The sequence below is a fragment of the Rhizobium sp. HT1-10 genome, assembly GCF_049472505.1.
In the GTDB taxonomy this organism is placed as follows: Bacteria; Pseudomonadota; Alphaproteobacteria; order Rhizobiales; family Rhizobiaceae; genus Rhizobium.
The window spans coordinates 704658-724782 of the sequence record NZ_JBCEBQ010000001.1; the positions used below are offsets into that span (position 1 = coordinate 704658).

At 61.1% G+C, this 20125-nt stretch carries 19 protein-coding genes; 10 read left to right on the forward strand and 9 right to left on the reverse strand.

What is annotated here, in order from left to right; all coding sequences use genetic code 11:
* Positions 1–8 precede the first annotated feature (8 nt).
* Positions 9–1052, reverse strand: coding sequence for an aldo/keto reductase (locus VH564_RS03520; RefSeq protein WP_423338412.1), 1044 nt, complete (start codon positions 1050–1052; stop codon positions 9–11).
* Positions 1053–1237: 185 nt separating this feature from the next.
* Here VH564_RS03520 and fabD point away from each other — a divergent pair, with 185 nt between their 5' ends.
* The 7 genes from fabD (at position 1238) to gmk (ending at position 7760) form a co-directional block, all read left to right on the forward strand.
* Positions 1238–2182 carry an ACP S-malonyltransferase gene (fabD, locus tag VH564_RS03525; RefSeq protein ID WP_423338413.1) on the forward strand — a complete coding sequence of 315 codons (945 nt, stop codon included), beginning with the start codon at positions 1238–1240 and terminating at the stop codon, positions 2180–2182.
* Between the two features lie 32 nt (positions 2183–2214).
* The gene (gene fabG / locus VH564_RS03530; RefSeq protein WP_423338414.1) at positions 2215–2952 is read left to right on the forward strand and encodes a 3-oxoacyl-[acyl-carrier-protein] reductase; all 738 of its coding nucleotides are present in this window, start codon (positions 2215–2217) and stop codon (positions 2950–2952) included.
* A gap of 292 nt (positions 2953–3244) precedes the next feature.
* Entirely contained in the window at positions 3245–3481 is a 237-nt protein-coding gene (locus VH564_RS03535) for an acyl carrier protein (RefSeq protein WP_003502080.1), read from the forward strand.
* Positions 3482–3592: 111 nt separating this feature from the next.
* Positions 3593–4855 (forward strand): beta-ketoacyl-ACP synthase II, encoded by a 1263-nt coding sequence (gene fabF, locus VH564_RS03540; RefSeq protein ID WP_423338415.1) that lies wholly within the window; start codon positions 3593–3595, stop codon positions 4853–4855.
* Between the two features lie 94 nt (positions 4856–4949).
* Entirely contained in the window at positions 4950–6182 is a 1233-nt protein-coding gene (gene mltG / locus VH564_RS03545) for an endolytic transglycosylase MltG (protein ID WP_423338416.1), read from the forward strand.
* 24 nt (positions 6183–6206) lie between these two features.
* The gene (locus VH564_RS03550; protein WP_423338417.1) at positions 6207–7094 is read left to right on the forward strand and encodes a YicC/YloC family endoribonuclease; all 888 of its coding nucleotides are present in this window, start codon (positions 6207–6209) and stop codon (positions 7092–7094) included.
* Between the two features lie 3 nt (positions 7095–7097).
* A complete protein-coding gene (gene gmk, locus VH564_RS03555) occupies positions 7098–7760 on the forward strand; it encodes a guanylate kinase (RefSeq protein ID WP_423338418.1) in 663 nt (220 codons plus the stop codon).
* Here gmk and rsmA read toward each other — a convergent pair.
* The 6 genes from rsmA to VH564_RS03585 form a co-directional block, all read right to left on the reverse strand.
* Positions 7757–8584 carry a 16S rRNA (adenine(1518)-N(6)/adenine(1519)-N(6))-dimethyltransferase RsmA gene (rsmA, locus tag VH564_RS03560; RefSeq protein WP_423338419.1) on the reverse strand — a complete coding sequence of 276 codons (828 nt, stop codon included), beginning with the start codon at positions 8582–8584 and terminating at the stop codon, positions 7757–7759. The genes gmk and rsmA overlap by 4 nt on opposite strands.
* The gene (gene pdxA, locus VH564_RS03565; RefSeq protein ID WP_423338420.1) at positions 8584–9609 is read right to left on the reverse strand and encodes a 4-hydroxythreonine-4-phosphate dehydrogenase PdxA; all 1026 of its coding nucleotides are present in this window, start codon (positions 9607–9609) and stop codon (positions 8584–8586) included. The genes rsmA and pdxA overlap by 1 nt, the downstream gene beginning before the upstream one ends.
* Before the next feature lie 9 nt (positions 9610–9618).
* Positions 9619–10596: a peptidylprolyl isomerase gene (locus VH564_RS03570; RefSeq protein ID WP_423338421.1), complete on the reverse strand. Its 978-nt coding sequence runs from the start codon at positions 10594–10596 to the stop codon at positions 9619–9621.
* A 209-nt stretch (positions 10597–10805) separates the two neighbouring features.
* The gene (locus VH564_RS03575) at positions 10806–13145 is read right to left on the reverse strand and encodes an LPS-assembly protein LptD (RefSeq protein ID WP_423338422.1); all 2340 of its coding nucleotides are present in this window, start codon (positions 13143–13145) and stop codon (positions 10806–10808) included.
* Positions 13145–14230: an LPS export ABC transporter permease LptG gene (lptG, locus tag VH564_RS03580; protein WP_423338423.1), complete on the reverse strand. Its 1086-nt coding sequence runs from the start codon at positions 14228–14230 to the stop codon at positions 13145–13147. Before lptG ends, VH564_RS03575 begins: the two co-directional genes overlap by 1 nt.
* Entirely contained in the window at positions 14227–15405 is a 1179-nt protein-coding gene (locus VH564_RS03585) for an LptF/LptG family permease (RefSeq protein ID WP_423338424.1), read from the reverse strand. Before VH564_RS03585 ends, lptG begins: the two co-directional genes overlap by 4 nt.
* A 76-nt stretch (positions 15406–15481) precedes the next feature.
* Here VH564_RS03585 and VH564_RS03590 point away from each other — a divergent pair, with 76 nt between their 5' ends.
* From VH564_RS03590 to VH564_RS03600, 3 genes are read left to right on the forward strand one after another with little or no spacing between them, the layout of a single operon-like run.
* Positions 15482–15778, forward strand: coding sequence for a hypothetical protein (locus tag VH564_RS03590; protein ID WP_423338425.1), 297 nt, complete (start codon positions 15482–15484; stop codon positions 15776–15778).
* Positions 15769–17259 (forward strand): leucyl aminopeptidase, encoded by a 1491-nt coding sequence (locus VH564_RS03595; protein WP_423338426.1) that lies wholly within the window; start codon positions 15769–15771, stop codon positions 17257–17259. The genes VH564_RS03590 and VH564_RS03595 overlap by 10 nt, the downstream gene beginning before the upstream one ends.
* A 22-nt stretch (positions 17260–17281) precedes the next feature.
* On the forward strand, positions 17282–17731 hold the full coding sequence (locus VH564_RS03600; RefSeq protein WP_423338427.1) for a DNA polymerase III subunit chi: 450 nt from the start codon (positions 17282–17284) through the stop codon (positions 17729–17731).
* 241 nt (positions 17732–17972) lie between these two features.
* On the opposite strand, the gene VH564_RS03605 is transcribed toward VH564_RS03600, so the two are convergent.
* Positions 17973–18914 (reverse strand): Gfo/Idh/MocA family protein, encoded by a 942-nt coding sequence (locus VH564_RS03605; RefSeq protein WP_423338428.1) that lies wholly within the window; start codon positions 18912–18914, stop codon positions 17973–17975.
* A 105-nt stretch (positions 18915–19019) separates the two neighbouring features.
* Positions 19020–19871 carry a polysaccharide deacetylase family protein gene (locus VH564_RS03610; protein WP_423338429.1) on the reverse strand — a complete coding sequence of 284 codons (852 nt, stop codon included), beginning with the start codon at positions 19869–19871 and terminating at the stop codon, positions 19020–19022.
* Positions 19872–20125 lie beyond the last annotated feature (254 nt).

A 20125-nucleotide genomic window follows, 5' to 3' on the forward strand; every position in this document is an offset into this window, starting at 1 on the left:
ATCAATCCTCAGATCGGCATCGGATACTGGCGATGAACCTTGTCGATCTCGTTCAGCACTTCGGGCGACAGCACCAGGTCAGCCGCGCCGATGTTGATCTTCAGCTGCTCCATCGTGGTCGCGCCGATGATCGCGGCCGCCATGAACGGACGGGTCAGGCAGAAGGCGATGGCCATCGCGGATGGATCGAGGCCGTGCTTGCGGGCAATCTCGAGATAGGCCTTGACGGCCGGCTCCTGCAGCGGCTGCAGGCGACCACCGAGATCGCCGTTGATGGCGCCGCGCGAGCCCTCCGGCTTGGCACCATCGACATACTTGCCGGTGAGCAGGCCGGCGGCGAGCGGCGAATAGGCGAGCAGGCCGACATCCTCATAGTGCGACAGCTCGGCCAGATCGAGGTCGAAATGCCGGTAGAGAAGATTGTACTCGTTCTGCAGGGTGGCGACGCGGGGAAGCCCCTTCTGTTCGGCAAGCGTCAGGTATTTCTGCGTGCCCCAGGTGGTCTCGTTGGAGAGCCCGATGGCGCGGATCTTGCCTTCCTTGACGCATTCGCCGAGCGTCTCGAGGATGTCCGTGATATTGGCGACGGCAGCCTCGCGGTCCTGCGTGAAGGGGTTGTAGTTCCAGGCCTGCCGGAAGTGGAAATGGCCACGGTTTGGCCAGTGGACTTGGTAAAGGTCGATATAGTCTGTCTTCAACCGCTTCAGGCTTGCGTCGAGCGCCAGGCGGATATTGGCGGCATCGGTCCCCTGGCCGCCGCGCAGGTAGTCGCGACCCTTGCCGGCCACCTTGGTGGCGAGTACGATCTTGTCACGCTTGCCGGTCTTCTCGAACCAGGTGCCGATATGCTCTTCGGTCCGACCTTGCGTTTCTGCCGATAGCGGCGTGACGGGGTAAAGTTCGGCGGTGTCGAAGAAATTGATGCCCTTTTCGATGGCGAAATCCATCTGCTCGTGCGCCTCGGCTTCGCTGTTCTGCGTGCCCCAGGTCATGGTGCCAAGGCAGATCTGCGAAATCGAAATGCCTGTTCGGCCTAAATTCTGATATTTCATGGGGAAACCTTGGATCTGGCGGAAATATACGTCCGGGAGGACGGCGGGAATTTAGGACCGAATCTCGTAAGTGCAAGCAGAATTCTGTGGCTTCGATCCACGCGAAACCCCGGCACTGCGCGGTCTGCGCTCTTGACTCCGGGTAAAAGAATGCCGATTGGGAAGCCAAACAAGGACGCCATACAATGACTGTTGCTTTCACATTCCCCGGTCAGGGAAGCCAGGCCGTCGGCATGGGCAAGGATCTGGCCGATCAGTTTCCCGAAGCCCGCGCAGTCTTCGCCGAAGTCGATGACGCGCTCGGCGAAGCTCTTTCCGAGACCATTTTCAACGGCCCCGAGGACAAGCTGACGCTGACGGCAAACGCCCAGCCGGCGCTGATGGCGGTGTCGATGGCGGCCTTCCGGGTGCTCGAAGCCCGGGGCCTCGATCTGAAGAGCAAGGTCGGCTATGTCGCCGGCCATTCGCTCGGCGAATATTCGGCGCTCTGCGCCGCCGGCACGTTCACGCTTGCCGACACCGCCCGGCTGCTGCGTATTCGCGGCAACGCCATGCAGGCAGCCGTGCCCGTCGGCACCGGCGCCATGGCGGCGATCATCGGCCTCGAGCATGACGATGTCGTGGCTGTCTGCGACGAAGCCTCGGCGTTCGGCGCCTGCCAGATCGCCAATGACAATGGCGGTGGCCAGATCGTCATATCGGGCGAAAAAGATGCCATCGAAAAGGCTGCGGCGCTTGCAACCGACAAGGGCGCCAAGCGGGCGATCCTGCTGCCGGTCTCGGCACCTTTCCATTCCAGCCTGATGGCGCCGGCCGCAGACGCCATGCGCGAAGCGCTTGCCGGGGTCTCCATGGCCGCGCCCGCCGTGCCGCTGATCGCCAATGTCCGCGCCGCCCCGATCACTGTTGCAGCCGAGATTGCGGCACTTCTCGTCGAACAGGTCACCGGCCAGGTCCGCTGGCGCGAAACCGTCCAATGGTTTGCCGCAAACGGCGTGACCACTCTTTATGAAATCGGATCCGGCAAAGTGCTGACCGGGCTCGCCAAGCGTATCGACAAGACCGTGACCGGCGTGTCCGTCAATAGCCCCGCCGATATCGATGCCGCGCTTGCCAGCCTCGTCGGCTGACCCCACGCAACACCAGGATTGAGGAAACTCACATGTTTGACCTGACCGGCCGCAAGGCACTGATCACAGGCGCCACCGGAGGCATCGGCGAGGAAATCGCCCGGATGCTGCATGCCCAGGGCGCTATCGTCGGCCTGCATGGCACGCGCGTCGAAAAGCTCGAGGCGCTGGCCGCCGAACTTGGCGATCGCGTCAAGATCTTTCCGGCCAACCTTTCCGACCGCGCCGAAGTAAAGGCGCTGGCGACAAAGGCCGAGGCAGAGCTCGAAGGCGTCGACATTCTCGTCAACAATGCCGGCATCACCAAGGATGGCCTGTTCGTTCGCATGAGCGACGAGGACTGGGACAATGTCATCGAGGTTAACCTGACCTCGACCTTCCGTCTCACTCGTGAGCTGACCCATGCCATGATGCGCCGCCGCTATGGCCGCATCATCAACATTACCTCGATCGTCGCCGTGACAGGCAATCCTGGCCAGGCCAACTACTGCGCCTCCAAGGCCGGCATGATCGGCATGACGAAGTCGCTTGCCCAGGAAATCGCCACGCGCAACGTCACCGTCAACTGCGTCGCACCCGGCTTCATCGAAAGCGCGATGACCGGCAAGCTGAACGACAAGCAGAAGGATGGTATCATGGGTGCCATCCCCATGAAGCGCATGGGGACGGGCAGCGAGATCGCCGCCGCTGTCGCCTATCTCGCATCCAGCGAAGCCGGCTACGTGACGGGGCAGACGCTGCACGTCAACGGCGGCATGGCGATGATCTGAAATAGAAATCGCTGTTGGGGTCATGATTTGTCCCCAACAGCTTGATAGGTCGGCCCCAGGCGTTGATTTTCAGGCTTTGCGACAGACATAAAGCGTGTTAATCGGGCGATGACTGTGAACAGTCGTCCCGAATATGCAGATTCTACATGCCGTTACACTGCGGCTTTGTAGTATCTGAAAGCCGGGTTGAACGGGTTTGCCAACGGCGCTCGAATTGGGGCGCTGCAGGTTGAAAACAGGGTAGGAATGCCAGACGGCATTCTGATCAGGAAATAAGGTCGAGGAAACCGACATGAGCGATATCGCAGAACGCGTGAAGAAAATTGTTATTGATCATCTTGGCGTCGACGCCGACAAGGTTGTTGAAGGCGCCAGCTTCATCGACGACCTGGGTGCGGACTCGCTCGACACCGTCGAACTGGTCATGGCATTCGAAGAAGAATTCGGCGTTGAAATCCCGGACGACGCTGCCGACTCCATTCTCACGGTTGGCGACGCTGTGAAGTTCATCGAAAAGGCTCAGGCGTAATCGCTTGATGTCATCAGAGGGCGGGCTCCTGGAGTCCGCCCTTTTTCGTCCGGCCGACCGGACATTTGACCTAGATTTGCATGGCTTGCGAGAAGACAGGGGCTGAGGGCGATGAGACGTGTCGTTATCACGGGTACCGGCATGGTATCTCCTTTGGGAAGCGGCACGGAGGTGTCATGGACACGCCTGCTCGCCGGTCATAACGGCGCCCGCCTGATCACAGAATTCGAAGTTTCCGATCTGCCGGCCAAGATCGCCTGCCGGGTTTCCGTCGGCGACGGCAGCGACGGCACCTTCAATGCCGACGACTGGATGGAGCCGAAGGAACAGCGCAAGGTCGATCCCTTCATCGTCTACGGCATGGCTGCCGCCGAAATGGCGCTGAACGACGCCGGCTGGCATCCGAAGACCGACGAAGACCAGATCGCCACCGGCGTGATGATCGGGTCCGGGATCGGCGGACTCGAAGGCATTGTCGAGGCCGGCTACACGTTGCGCGACAAGGGTCCGCGGCGTATCTCGCCCTTCTTCATTCCCGGCCGTTTGATCAATCTGGTGTCCGGCCAGGTCTCCATCCGCCACAAGCTGCGCGGCCCCAACCATGCCGTCGTCACGGCCTGTTCGACCGGCGCGCACGCCATCGGCGATGCGGCGCGTTTCATTGCTTTCGGCGACGCCGACGTGATGGTCGCCGGGGGCGCCGAAGCACCGGTCTGTCGGATCGCCATGGCCGGCTTCGCGGCCTGCAAGGCACTGTCGACCCAGCACAACGACGATCCGCAGAAGGCTTCGCGCCCCTATGACAACGACCGCGATGGTTTCGTCATGGGCGAGGGCGCCGGCATCGTCGTTCTGGAAGAACTGGAGCACGCCAAGGCGCGTGGCGCCAAGATTTATGCCGAAGTGGTCGGTTACGGCCTTTCCGGCGACGCCTATCATATCACCGCGCCATCCGAGAACGGCGAGGGCGCATTCCGTTGCATGACCTCGGCGCTGAAGCGGGCGGGCGTCACGGCTGCCGATGTCGATTATATCAATGCCCACGGCACCTCGACGATGGCCGACACGATCGAGCTTGGCGCCGTCGAGCGCCTGGTCGGCGATTCGGCGTCCCGGATTTCGATGTCGTCGACGAAATCGGCGACCGGTCATCTGCTGGGTGCGGCCGGTGCGATCGAGGCAATCTTCTCGGCTCTGGCCATCCGCGACAACATAGTGCCGCCGACGCTCAACCTCGACAACCCGGAGCGCGAAACGGCGATCGATCTCGTTCCGCACACCGCGCGCAAGCGTGACGTCAACATTGCTCTCTCGAATTCATTCGGATTCGGCGGAACCAACGCGTCGCTCGTCCTGCGCCGCTATGAGGCATAGACGCAGGTAATCGGCTGGTCTTGCGCGCGGCCGCGCCGCGCGGGGATCCCGATCCTGTTTTTGCCGCATTGCTTGGCCAAGAGCGGGCGAAGACATGAAGAAGGGACTGCCGGTGAACGACACGAACCAGCATGGGGATATGCCGACCGGCCGCGAAGGCCAGCCGGGGCAGAAGGGACCGATCATTCCGAAGTCCGCCAACGAGGCGCTGCGTCCGGAACGCGTCCCAGAGCCGCCTAAGCGCTCGCGCAAGGCACGCAGCCAGATGGTCATCTTCCTGAACTTCCTGATGACCCTGGTCGTCTTCGTGTTCGGGTTGGGTATTCTTGGCTTCTACTACGTCATCTCCACCTACAACGCGCCCGGTCCGCTGACGACCAACACCAACTTCATCGTGCGCGGCGGGGCAGGGCTCAGCGAGATCGCCACCCGTCTCGAGAACAGCAACATCATCAGCGATGCGCGCGTTTTCCGCTACCTGACAGGCACGCATCTGCACGATGGCGAAACGCTGAAGGCCGGCGAATACGAGATCAAGGCCGGCGCATCGATGAACGACATCATGGAATTGATGAAGTCGGGCAAGTCGATCCTCTATTCGGTCAGCATGCCTGAAGGCCTGACGGTTCGCCAGATGTTCAACAAGCTCCAGGCCGACCCCATTCTTGAGGGTGAGTTGCCGTCCGCACTGCCGGCCGAGGGCGCCCTTCGCCCGGACACCTACAAGTTCTCGCGCGGCACCAAGCGCGCCGAAATCGTCGATCAGATGGCCGCCGCGCAGGTCAAGCTCGTCGATCAGATCTGGGAAAAGCGCGATCCGAACCTGTCGCTGGCCAACAAACACGACTTCGTCGTGCTCGCTTCCATCGTCGAGAAGGAAACCGGCCTTGCCGACGAGCGCGCCCATGTGGCTTCGGTATTTTTCAACAGGCTCGCCAAGAACATGCGGCTGCAGTCTGATCCTACCGTGATTTACGGTCTGTTCGGCGGCGACGGAAAGCCCAGCGACCGGCCGATCTTCCAGTCGGATTTGAAGAAAGAGACGCCCTACAACACCTACATCATCAAGGGCCTGCCGCCGACGCCGATTGCCAATCCCGGCCGCGACGCGCTGGAAGCCACGGCAAATCCCTGGAAGTCGCAGGACCTGTACTTCGTTGCCGACGGCAGCGGCGGTCATGTCTTTGCCGCCACGCTGGAAGAGCATAACGCCAACGTCAAGCGCTGGCGCAAGACCCTTGCCGACAAGGGCGAAAGCAGCAACGATATCGCGGTCGACGGACAGCCCGAAGAAAGCGGCGTTCCGACGCCAGCCAAGAAAAAGTAACTGAAACCGATAACGGAGGCGCGCATGGCATTGCAGTCCATGACCGGATTTGCCCGGCGCGAAGGCACCAGCGGGCGCTATCGTTGGGCGTGGGAACTCCGGTCGGTCAACGGCAAGGGGCTCGACCTCCGTCTGCGCCTGCCGCCGGGCATGGAGCGGCTCGAAGTCGATGTGCGTCGGCTGATTTCCATACAGTTCTCGAGGGGCAACCTGCAGGCAAGCCTGTCACTGTCCGCCGACGAGAACCGCTTCGAGGCAGTGGTCAATCAGAGCGCGCTCGCGACCGTGCTTGCGATGCGCGACCAGCTTGCCGGGATCATCGATCCCGCGCCCCTCAAACTCGATACCCTCATGGCCATCCGTGGCATCGTCGAATTCCGAGAAACGCCTGAGGGCGAGGACGCAGTAGCGAGCCGCGACGCAGATGTCATGGCCGGGCTGGAAGGGGCGATCTTTGATCTGAAGGCGATGCGCGAGCATGAGGGGCAGGCGCTGTCTCGCATACTTCTCGGCCAGGTTTCGACCATCGAGGACTTGACAAATGTCATCGAGCAGGACCCATCCCGGTCGCCGGCAGAAATCGCTACAAAGCTTTCGGCGCAGGTTGCCGCACTGATGGACGCAGCCCCGGGGCTCGACCGGGACCGGCTGCATGCCGAAGCGGCACTGATCGCCACACGGGTTGATCTGCGCGAGGAAATCGACAGGTTGAAGGCGCATGTGGCGGCGGCCCGCGAACTGATGGCGAAGGGCGGACCGATCGGCCGCAAGCTGGACTTTCTTGCACAGGAATTTAACCGCGAATCGAATACCATCTGTTCCAAATCGAATGCGGCAGCTGTGACGTCGGCCGGTATCGAGCTGAAAGTGGTGATCGACCAGTTTCGCGAACAAGTTCAGAATTTGGAGTGAACGATGAATACGGCGAAATCGCCCCTGCTGCCGATCGCCCGTCGGGGGCTGATGCTGGTCATCTCCTCGCCTTCGGGTGCCGGTAAGTCGACCATCGCCCGCACGCTGCTGGCCGACGACAAGCAGCTCAGCCTCTCCGTCAGCGTGACCACAAGACAACGCCGCCCGAGCGAGATCGCCGACGTGCATTACCATTTCGTCTCGCAGCGCGAGTTCGAGCGGATGCGTGATTCCGACGCTCTGCTCGAATGGGCTGAGGTACACGGCAATTTCTACGGCACGCCGCGCGAGCCTGTCGAGACGGCGATGGCTGAGGGCCGAGATATGCTGTTCGATATCGACTGGCAGGGCGCCCAGCAATTGCAGGACAAGATGTCCGCGGACGTGGTCTCGGTGTTCATCCTGCCGCCGACGATGACGGAGCTGCAGTCGCGGCTGCATCGTCGTGCCGAGGATTCCGAAGAGGTCATCGCCACGCGGCTTGCCAACTCGCGTGCCGAGATCGAGCACTGGCGGGAATACGACTATGTGCTGATCAACGAGGATCTCAACACCGCTTTCGATTCGGTGCAGTCGATCGTCAAGGCCGAACGCCTGCGTCGCGACCGGCGTCACGGCATGTTCGATTTCATCCGCGGATTGCTGGAAGAAGTACCGAAGCTTTAAAGGCAGTTTGCCAAGCGGCAGAATTCCTCGACCGACAGCGTTTCGGCCCGACGCGTCGGGTCGATCTCGGCGCGGGCAAGGAGCGCCTCTCCGCCCAAAGACTTGACGCTCTGGCGCAGCATCTTGCGGCGTTGCCCGAACGCCGCTTCCGTCACCCGCTCCAGCTTGGCGACCGAACACGGGATCGGATTTTCGCGCGGGCTCAGGTGGATGACGGAGGAGGTGACCTTCGGCGGTGGCGTGAAAGCCTGCGGCGAGATGTCGAAGGCCGCGTAGGTCTCCGTACGCCAACCACAGAGCACACCCAGGCGCCCGTAATGATTATCCCCTTCGGCCGCGATAATCCGCTGGCCGACTTCCTTCTGGAACATCAGCGTCAGTGACTGCCAGAAAGGCGGCCAGGCCGCCGGCAGAAGCCAGTTGACCAGCAATTGGGTCCCGACATTGTAGGGAAGGTTGGCGATCACGCGGACCGGGCCGTCGCTCGCCAGCGAGGCGAAATCGATCTTCAGCGCATCACCCTCGATGACTTCCAAACGCCCTGGATAATGTGCGGCGATTTCCGCCAGCGCTGGCAGGCAGCGGGGGTCGCGCTCGATGGCGATCACCTTCTTGGCGCCCAGTGCCAGGATGGCCCGTGTCAATCCACCCGGACCTGGCCCGACCTCGATGACGGTGACGCTTTCGAGGTTGCCGGCCGTTCGGGCCACGCGCTGCGTCAGGTTCAGATCGAGAATGAAATTCTGCCCGAGCGCCTTGCGCGCATCGAGCCCGAACCGCTCGATCACATCGCGGAGCGGCGGAAGCCCGTCCAGGGCCGCCATCAGGCAGTCTCTCCGGCGACCCGTGCAAGATCGTCGGCAAGCCGCAATGCGGCGACCAGACTATGGGCGTTGGCGATGCCCTTGCCGGCGATCCCGAAGGCTGTGCCGTGGTCAGGGGAGGTGCGCACGAAAGGCAGGCCGAGCGTCACGTTGACCGAATCGTCGAAGCCGAGCGCCTTGGCGGGGATGAGCGCCTGGTCGTGATACATGCAGATGGCAACATCGTAGCGACGCCGTGCCTCGTCGTGGAACATGGTGTCTGCCGGCAACGGCCCAAAGGCGTCAATTCCCTCGGCGCGCAGGACCTCGATGGCAGGATGGATGATCTCCTGATCTTCCTTGCCAAGTGCGCCATCTTCACCCGCATGCGGATTGAGACCGGCGACCGCAAGGCGCGGATGGGCAATCCCGAAGCGTCGCCTCAGATCGGCTGCAGCAATACGGCAGGTCTCGATGATTAGCTCTGCGGTCAGCGACGACGGGACGTCCTTCAGCGGAATGTGGATGGTCACCGGAATGGCCCGCAACTTCGGGCCCGCCAGCATCATCACCGGCATCACGGTCTTGCCGGTCGCCTTGCCGGCGAGATCGGCCAGGAATTCGGTATGGCCTGGGAAGCCAAATCCCGCTTCGTAGAGCACGGACTTGGCAATTGGGTTGGTCACGACAGCGCTGGTCTCGCCATCCACCGTAAGCTTCACCGCGAGCTCGATCGCAGCGATGGTGCCCCGTGCCGTGGCCACATGCGGAATGCCTGCGGCCACATCGACGCCGGCCGGAACGGCGAGCACCGGCAAAGCATCGGCAAAGACCGCGCAGGCAGTGGCCGCAGTAGCAATCTGCAGGGGTACGGTGAGTTCGAGCAGGTGCGCGCGCACGGCAAGGGCTTCAGGGTCGCCGATGAACAGAAACGGCGGCAGGGAGAGCTCCTTGCGCCTCGTCCAGGCATCGAGGGTGATGTCCAGTGCAATGCCGGCGGGGTCGCCCTGCGTCAGGGCAAGAGGTCGGGTCGGGAGCGGCGCCATCGACCGAAATCAGCGATAGACGATCTGCGCCTTGGAGCGCAGTTCATCCACGTATTTCTTCTCGTTACCAGTCATCTCGCCTTCGGCGTTCTTTCCGAGGTCCTCCTGGCGGAAGACGGCCGCTGCTGCGATATCGTCGCTCACCTGGCGCTTCGAGCAGATCGCCAGATATTCCACTCCGCGATCCGTCACCAGTGCGGAAGTGGTGCTGCCCGTGGTAGCTTCGAGCAGCGGCTTCCACTGAGCAGGCAATTCCGGCGCCAGAACGCGCCCGAGATCGCGGACGGAAACGTCATGCATTGTCGCGGCAAAAACCTTTGCCTGATCGCAGCCCGGGAACTTTGCTCGCGAGGCCTCGGCCTCAGCCTTGCGCTTGCCACCAATCGCCGCCTTCTTGGAAGCGGGTACAACGAAGATTACCTGCTTCAGGAAGTATTCCGTGGTGGTCGTCTTGTCCTGGTTCTGCGTCATCCGGGTGATTAGCTCATCCTGAGACAGCTTGTTGCCGGAACCGAAGCGGGCGTTGAGTACCCGCGGCCAACTCATCTGGATGGCGATGTAGCCCTTGAAGTGCTGGGCGGTGACGCCGGTCTTGGTCAGGACCTCGTTCAGCTGGGCGACAGACATCTTGTTGCTGGCGGCAAACCGCGCATAGGACGCGTCCACGTCAGAGGTCGAAACCGACATGCGGACGCGCTGGATTTCCTGGCGCTTCAGAAGCTCGGTCACCAGCTGCTCGCGAGCGAGCTTGGGAAGGTCGCCGGTCTGATGCTGCAGGCGCATGAAGTTCGTGCGCTTGGCGATATCGCCGCTGGTGATAACCTCGTTGTTGACGAGGATCTTGACTTCACTGGTACCGGACGCCACGCCCTGAGGTGCGCCGCGCTGCGGTCGGGCAGCCTCGGCCATTAGGGGAAGGGATGTAACCATGGCCAAGGCGACAGCACCCGTCAAAATGGCGCGCACCGGGTTTTGTCCAGCAAACATCAACTATCCCTCTCAAGGTCCTGGCTTGGCGATCGCGTCAGGGACGCTGTAGCCAGATGCCAACATTTGTATCGACCATCTACAGCAAGGCAGACGAATTGCACAATCCTTGCGGCGAAACAATGACGCGCTTTTCGCGGCAATTGGAGAGTTGTTTGGGGGAGGTGTCGGTGACCGGATGCGAAGTCCGGTCACCGGAGGTCTTCTGCCTAGAATGTCGTGTCCGAGGCGCTGCCGACATTGATGTCGCCGAGCGTCCGGAAGGTGATCTTGGCACCGATCGACCAATCACTGGCGGTAAGGTCCGAGTTGTCGCTTTTCGAAAGATAAGACAGGCTGAAGATCGTGCATTCGTCCGAGTAAGACAGGCCGATGCCGCGACGCGTCACATTGTCCTTGTTCAGGTCGTAGCTGACCGTCCCGAACACCGCCCAGTAGTCTTTGAAATTGATCTGGGCGCGGGTCTGGATTTCATCCTGGTCGGACGTGAACCCATAGGTCGGCTGTGCGGTGATGTGGGTGTAGGTCACCGAGGTCTGGAAATCCGCATTGGCATAGCCAAGTGTCGAATCGCCGCGCTTGAAGGTCATGTCCTTGTGATCGAGGCGATAGGAACCCGTCAGCGAGAGACCCTGTGGCGTCGACAGAGAGGCCATGGCGACATAGTCGGAGACGCTGTCCTCGAGGCCCGATTCGGCACCGGCATTGACCAAGTCCGACGTGTCGAACGAGTTCTGTCCGACCAACTGGTAGGACTGCCCGACGATGCTTGTCAGCTTGTAACCGCTGTCGAAGCTGCCGGTATAGCGAATGCCGACATTGGCGCGTGTGCCGCCTTCGATCCGGTCGAAGCCCGAGAACTTGTCGCGGCTGAAGAGGTTGCTGGCGTCGAACACGAAGCTTTGCGCGTCCTCGTTCGGCAAGCGACCGGCCAGGCTTTCGTTGGGGCGGGCATAGAGCTGCGCGATCGGCTCGAACACGTGGGTGCTGTTCGCCGTCGAGACCATGATTGGATATTTGGCCTCGATGCCGGCTGTCAGCATGCCCTGGGCGGCAGTGGCGCTGTCGTCGTAATTGCCGCTGTAGCTGGCGGAAGGCGAGTCCATTCCAAGCCCATAGGCATCGCCACGCGCTGCCATCAGCGGAGTCAGGAGCAGGCCGCCCTGAGTGGCGAACGTACGCTGCCACTGCAGTTCCGTTGTTAAGCGGCTTGTATCCCCTTTTAGTCCCTGAAAGCGATTGGTCGTAAGATCGTCAAGGGTCACCGCGCGAACCGCGTTTTCCCGGCGCGCGATGTTGGTGAAGTTCATCGTTGCGGAGAGTTCGCCGCCGTAGACCGGCTTCGGATCGACGTAATGATAATCGATGACGGGCGCAGCGATGGCCTGTTGCTTCTCGCTGTCGCTGTTGTCGTTGGCATCCTGAACGTCGTAGTAGAAGCCGCGCATATCGAAGTAATTGCGCTTGCCGAGACCTGTCAGGTAAATCTGATTGGTGTGGGTGCTTTCGTCCAGGCCCTTAAGTCCGTAGGTCCTGGCAAAGTTGTTGTCCGTCTGGGCCATGACGTCCCAACCGAAACTCCAGCGAGGATTGATCTGGAAGTCGCCCTTCGACGCAACCAGACCGCGGCCCTTTGCTTCGGCATCGCTCGTATTGGCGGTGAATTCCTCGGGCTTGTTCTGGTCGATACCTGCGGCGCGGATCGTGTAGGTACCGTTTTCCAGCCGCTGACGGAATTCAGCCTCGAGCATGAAGCCCTGGGTCGTGTATTCCGTGCCAGTAACCGTGGCGTCCATGCTCGGCGAGATAACGTAGTAATACGGAACCTTTGCGCCGAAGCCGAGATGCTGCTCAACGCTGAAGCTTGGGAACAGGAAGCCCGACTTGCGCTTGACCGTGTTGTCCGGGACTTCAATCCACGGGATGTAGGCGATCGGGAGGCCGAAAAGTTCGAAGCGGGCATGCGTCAGGCGAACCGTGTGGGTAACGCCGTTCTGCACGACGCGCTGCGCCTTCACCTGCCACAGCGGTGCCTTGCCGAGCTTCGTGCAGGCGAGGCAGGCGGTGTAGATACCCTTGGTCAGGATCATCTGCGTACCGCCGACGCGCTCTGCTTTTTCGGACGCGAGTCGGGTGTTGTCCGGCATTTCGATGCGCAGCGAATCGACGAAGCCATCCGAAAAACTATCGGTGACGTCCATCTTGTCGCCGTACATGCGGTTGCCGTCGGGGGTGATCAGCTCGACATTGCCGATCGCCGTCATCCGGCCGGTCTTCTGGTTATAGACGACCTGCTGCGAGACCATCTTGTAGCCGCCGTAGTTGATCTGCACCGCGCCGTTGGCGGTGACGATCTCGCTGTCTTTGTTGTAAATCAATTCATTTGAGGAGAGCACCAGCTTTGCGTCGGCCGGAACATTGACCTTTGCAGTTTTCATTGGCGAGGCGTCCTGGCCGAATACGGCAGGTGCGCTCGCGACGTAGGCACCCAGCACTGCCAAGATGGCAGCCGAGAGCTTTCTGATCTGTTTGCGGTTAGTGACCGCCACTAGCCATCCTCCTGATGAAGCAGGATCGTTGCGCCGAGAGCCAAAGCGACGATCACGGGAATCCATGTCGCCACGAAGGGAGGCACAACGCCACTGCTTCCGAATGCCTTTACAAGCACGTTGACGACATAAAGCACGAAGCCTGCGAGTATTCCACCCAGAATCACGGAGCGTGACTGGTTGAAACGACTGAATTTAAGCGAAACGGTTGCGGCGATGAGGGTCATTGCCACCATGAGGAAGGGCTGTGAAAGCAGTGAGTTAAACTGCGTCTCCAATGCCTTGGTTGAAAGGCCGAAGCTTTCGGCGATCTGAATTCGATTAGAAAGATCATAAAAAGCAATGGTTTCAGGCTGAGCCAACCGCTGCGAAACGAAGTCCTGCTTCAGATTGGTACGCACGCGCACCGAATTCTTGTGAGCAGGAATTTCACCCGGAGCACGCTCTACAACGTTGTTAAGAACCCAGTAACCATCTTCCAACTTGGCAGAGGTCGCGTCCTGCCGAAGCACGACATCGCCCTGTGGATTGAAGTGGATGAAAATCGCGTTCATCAGCGTCATGCCGTTGTCGACGACCGATTTCGCCCCGATGATCACGTCATCGTCGCGGGCGATCTGGCGCAGCCACGGAACAGACAGCTTGTTGTGGTAGGACGGATCGCCGCGAAGCTCGGCTTCGAGCGCGTCGGCCTGACGCTGTCCGGCTGCGGCGATCGGGTTGAGCACCAGCATCGTCAGCAGCCCGACAATGAAGGCACCCAGCACGAAAGGTGTCATGAACTGCCACACGGAGATGCCGGCAGCTCTGGCAATGACAAGCTCGTAGCGGCGGTTCAGGGCGATCAAGGTCGTCATGCCGACGAACAGCACGAGGAACGGCATCGTCTGCTGCAGAATCAGCGGCAAACGGACGGCCGTCATCAGCAGACCGATGCCGACGCTATAACCGGGAAGTCCGGACAGTCGACCGGCATTTTCGCTGAAGTCGGCGAGGAAGACGATGGCGGTTACGCCGATGAAGAACCAGAACGTGGTTATTGCATAGCGCAGAAAGAAATAGCGGTTGAGCGTTCCGAAAATCATGCGTTGCCTCCGCTCGATTTTCCGCCGGAAGAGGGCAGCCGCGCCTGAGCCCAGAGCCACCATCCGCTGACGCGGTTGCGCAAGCTCATCGGCATGGTGCGCTTCTTCGTGCGCGACAGCAGATAGGTGCAGATCAGAATTGCCCCGATGTTGATGCCGTAGAGCACGCCGATGAAATAAGGAGCCGCCTCGATCTGGTTGGCCGCATAGAAGTCTGCCCAGCGCAGCCCGAAGGAGATGGTCAGCGCCGAAACCATCGGATGCAGGCGGGCCTCTCTATGGGACCGGGCGTCGCCGGCAATGACGAGTGAGATCAGTGCGAAAATCGCCGGCAACATCCAGTCCGTCAGGCGGCGGTGCAGTTCGGCGCGATATCCGGTCGGCTTTGCCTTGTAATCGGCGTCGTTCGGATCGGGGCTCAGCAGGAAGGGCAGGCTTCTGTCGCCGGACCGAAGATTGGCCTGGCCGCGGCTCTGGCTGAGGTCCGAAAGGTCGAAGGCATAGGAATCGAATTTGATGACGGAGACGTTGCCGTCGACGGTCTTGCGGTGCACTTCGCCGTCATGCATCAGCAGGGACTTGCCGCTCGGATCGACGGCACCTTCCTTGGCATAATAGATGAGGTCGAAAGCTGGATCTCGGGAATCGGCAACGAACAGGCCCTTCAGGATACGGCCCGACATGCGCTGTGAAATTTCCACATAGAGGCCGTCCTCGATACGCCGGAAATTCTTCTCTTCGATAACGGTCGAGAGCAGGTCGGCATAGGCAGCAGCAACCATGTCACGGGCCGCGACGCGCGCCTTCGGCTCGACCATGTTGTCGACAGCGAAGGAGAAGATGCTGACAGCAACGGCAAGAAGCATGATCGGCCGAATGATGACCATCCGGTTTGCGCCGGCGGCTTCCATCACAGTCAGTTCCGAGTCCGTATTCATCGCCGTCAGCGTCTGGGTAATGCCGATGACGAGGGCGAAGGGCAGGACGACCGGGATGATGGTCGGCAGGATAAGCGTCGCCAGCGTCGCGAACGATCCCATCGACTGGCCGCTGTCTGTCACCAGGTTGATTCGCTGCAGCACCTGGGTGGTCCAGATGATGGCGAGAACCGGCAGCAGGGCCACCAAGAACATCAGGCCGACACGCCGTGTTATATAGGATTCGAGTAGTTTCATGCCGACCCTTGATGCGACGCTTCAATGAAACCCGCAGGCCCCAGAGTTCTCCTCCTCTACGCTGTTTGATATTTTTTTGCGACAAGCCGATTGCGAAAATTTCCTTAATTTCGCGAAATATTTCGAAGGTGTGTCGTTTGTGATCGAGGCGGATTATCCGTCGCTGAACAAGCTTCACATTTGCGCCATGGTCGGCGCGATTTTCGTGAGGGAGCGGGATACTCGGGTTGCCGAAAGGGAATCGAATAGCTGCGGACGGAGCATTGGTGCGTCCGGGATCGCTCTGCCAAAGCTTGTATTCCACCGCGAAAACCTGAATGATCGCCGTCAGAAGCCCGCCATCGGGCCCATCGTGGAGTTAAAATGTCTGTGAATTTCGAGATTTCCTTCGCCCCCTCGGCACGACCGACGACAGGGCTTGCCGTCGTCTTAATGGCTGCCGACAGCGATCGCGCGGCTGGGGTCGAACAGGTCGATCCAGCCGGCATCATCGGCAAGGCCGCGCGCATTGCCGGCTATTCCGCAAAGCTGCTGAAGACGCTCGATATCGTCGCGCCAGAGGGATCGCCGGTCGAGCGCATCCTGGTTGTCGGCGCCGGCAAGGCTGGGGCAGCCACGCCGCATGACTGGCTGAAGCTCGGCGGCGTTGCCGCTTCCCGTATCAGAAAGGCGGAAACGGCAGCGATCTTCCTGGATGCGCCCGGTGCAGAAGTCAGTCCGAAAAATGCGGCCGATTTTGCGCTCGGCATGTTGATGCGCGCCTATAGCTTCGACACCTACAAAACCAAGAAGGGCGACGACGAGGACAAGGCCGACAAAGCCGTCAAAGTGGTGATCGTAACCTCAGGCGCTGCCGAAGCGGACGTTCTGTTCGGCGATTCCGAGGCTGTGGCTGCAGGCGTCAACCTGGCGCGCGATCTGGTCAACGAGCCGCCGAACGTGCTTGGTCCGGTGGAGTTCGCCGCGAAGGCGCAGGAACTCGCAAAGCTCGGCGTATCCGTGGAAATCCTCACCGAACGCGACATGCGCACACTTGGCATGGGGGCGCTGCTCGGCGTGGCCCAGGGGTCTGTGCGGCCGCCCCGCATCGCCATCATGCAGTGGAACGGTGGCCAGCCTGGCGAGGCGCCGATCGCCTTCATCGGCAAGGGCGTCGTCTTTGATACCGGCGGCATCTCCATCAAGCCGTCGGCCGGGATGGAGGACATGAAGGGCGACATGGGCGGTGCGGCTGCCGTCATAGGCCTGATGCACACGCTGGCCGCCCGTGGCGCCAAGGCCAATGTGGTCGGTGTGCTCGGCCTGGTCGAGAACATGCCCGATGGCAACGCCCAGCGGCCCGGCGATATCGTGACCTCGATGTCCGGGCAGACGATCGAGATCATTAACACCGATGCCGAAGGTCGACTCGTTCTGGGCGACGCCATCTGGTACACAAACGATCGATTCAAGCCGCGATTCATGGTCAATCTGGCAACCCTCACAGGAGCGATTGTCGTTGCCCTCGGCAGTCAGCATGCGGGCCTGTTTTCCAACGACGACACGCTGGCGGAGCGCCTGACGGCGGCGGGTCTTGCCACCAACGAGCGCCTTTGGCGGATGCCGCTCGGCAAGGACTACGACAAGCTGATCGACAGCAAGTTTGCCGACATGAAGAACAGCGGCGGCCGCCAGGCAGGCTCGATCACCGCCGCCCAGTTCATCAAGCGCTTCGTCAAGGACACGCCCTGGGCGCATCTGGACATCGCCGCGACCGCGCTTGGCTCGCCTCTCGACGAGATCAACCAGTCCTGGGGTTCCGGCTTCGGCGTCCGCCTGCTCAATGAGCTCGTCCGGGCGCACTACGAATCGTGACCGGCGGAAGCGGGGCCAATCGATGACCGAGGTGCTGTTCTATCATCTGACGGAATCGAAGCTCGAGGACGCCCTGCCGCCGCTGCTCGACAAGAGTGTCGAGCGCGGCTGGCGGGTGGCGGTGCAGGGCCGGGATGCGGCAATGCGCGACAGGCTCGACAGTCACCTGTGGACCTTCCGGGAGGACAGTTTCCTGCCGCACGGCACCGATGAGGGCGATAGTCCGGAGCACCAGCCTGTGCTGCTGACCCTTTCGGCCGACAACGTCAACGACGCCAAGGTGCGCTTCTTCGTCGACGGCGCCGAAGCCACGGCGATAGAGTCATACGACCGCGTGGTCTTCATGTTCGACGGATACGATCAGTCGCAGCTGGAAGGTGCCCGGGCCCAGTGGAAGAAGCTGAAGGGTGAGGGGCACAAGCTCACCTACTGGCAGCAGACCCAGGAAGGCCGCTGGGAGAAAAAGGCCTGATCCATAGGCCCAAACTGGTGAACAGCCGTCTCATCCTTCCTCATCCCCGTGCTCGTTACAGGGATCCAGCGCGCCCCAGTCATTGAGCGCGAAAAGGCTTTTTAGAAACCTATTCTCACGGCGCAGACGCGCCGTGACGGTGGCGGGGATGAAGGACTTAGCCGATGAATACAAAGATCATCGGCTAAATCCCAGTCATCGATGATGCACGCGAGGCCCCCGAATGGGGATCAGCCAGCAATTAATCGTGGAACGCTTCGACGAACTTGCGCTTGCCGAGCATGAACGCATCCGCCACATGGCGGAGCGGCGCGAGGTCGACGTCGGAAGTGCCGGCTTTGACGATTTCGGCAAAGCGCCGGTAAAGCGACGGATATTCCGCCTCCGGCTCTGCGAGCTTCAATTCTTCATCGACGAACAGCTTGGCCCCGCCATCGGCCAGCCGCATCGTGCCAGCGTCAGTCTCGACGATGATGTCCCAGCTTTGCTTGCCGGTCTGGCGCCAGTCGAGTTCGGCGTGGACCGGGACATCGGTCGCGTCCTTGAAGTGCAGGTCGGCGGCGATGGGAGCGTCGCGGTTTTCCGGGAATTCCAGCGTTGCGCTTGTCAGGAAGATGGCGCGCGGCAGGATGTGGGTGACGATCGACAGGGCGTTGATGCCCGGGTCGAACACGCCGAGCCCGCCCGCCTGCCAGATCCAGTCCTGGTTCGGATGCCAGTGGCGCACGTCTTCCTTCCAGATGACATGCATGCTGTTGATCTTGGTCGATGCGAGAAACGCCTTGGCCGCCTCGACGCCCGGTGCGTAGCGCGAGTGCCAGCTGGCAAACAGCGACACGCCCTTGGACTTGGCCAGTGCTTCGAGATCATGGACCTCGCTCAGCGTCGCGCCGGGCGGCTTTTCGAGGAACACATGCTTGCCGGCCGACAACGCCTTGTAGGCGGCCTCATAGCGATACTGTGGCGGCATGCACAGCGACACGGCATTCATGTCGGGCACTGCGGCGATCATGTCTTCGATCGCCGTAAAACTCTGCACGCCATCGACGGTGCCATTGCGGCTCGCGGTTGCGATCAGGCTGTAGTCGCTATTGGCTGCGATTGACGGCAGATGCTGATCGCGGACGATCTTGCCGACGCCGACGATGCCGAGCTGGATGGGGGCCGAAGGATTGGAGGACATGGGTTTGCTCGCGTTCCGGTGTTTCACTCAAAAGTATGATTATTTTGAACCGTTTGTATCAGAAAGCCGGCCGCGAGCAAGGCCGGCTTTCCTCCTGGAGACGGTCTAGCGAGACATTTTGAGGTCGGCCATGGCGATGGCATTGCTCGGGGCTGAGCTGTGCCCGAAGCGAACCGTAACGACCTTGTAGCCCTCCTTCTCGAGCCGGGTCAGCAGGCTCGGCAGCATCAAGGCGGTGCGCTGGTGGATGTCGTGCATGAGGATGATGCCACGGCCGCGACGATGCAGTTCGTCCATCGTTCGCTGCAACACGGCGTTCGGCTTGACGCTGAAGTAGTCCTTGCTGTCGACGTCGACATCCATGACGATCATGTCGCGCTCGGCGATGGCGGAGCGCAGGCTTCGGGTGTCGGCTAGATAGGGAAAGCGGAAGAAATTGACGTCGGTGCCGACAGCCTTCGAAACGGCATTCTCGCCTTTGACCACCTCGGCCATTGCCTTGTCGAAACTCATGCCGGCAAGATCGGCATGACGATAGGTGTGGCTGCCGATGGTGTTACCGTCTTCCCGAACCTTGCGGGCGATGGCGGGATGGGCTGCTGCCATTTCGCCCACCATCATGAAGGCGCCCTTGACGCCAAACTGGTCGAGCGTTGCGAGGATCTTCTCGGTCTTGCCCGGCATTGGACCATCGTCGAAGCTGAGAACGACTTCCTTGTCGGCCAGCTTGAGGTCGTGGAGCGACGAGACAGTCAGCGTGCGCCCAGCCAGGTGATGCCAGTATCCGCCCCAGGCTGCCGGCTCCATGGAAACCGGGTCGTTCGCTTTCAACGGTACCTTTGCTGGCTCACCGGCGGCATAAGCCGTCTTCAGCGACGCCACCGTCGTCGGTTTCGTCGCGCAACCGGCGAGCATCAGGCTGGCCAGGAGGCCGGCAATAAGGGGATGTAATGACATGGGAATCGCTCAATCGCGGGAGGAATATTGAGACGATATTTTCCGATTATGGTTAACGAGAAGTTGACAGGATTTGCGCCGGTGGGGCTCATCGCTGGTTGTTTTCGTGCATCTTCGCCGCTGTTGCCGATTGGCACCATAGGCCGAGCGCGGGCCCTCGATAACGGGGCAGATCGTGCACAACGCGCGCCATTGATGGAGGGCGCGGAGAGGGGCCAGTCCGGCCCTTCTGAGTGGCCGCCGCCAACAGGCGC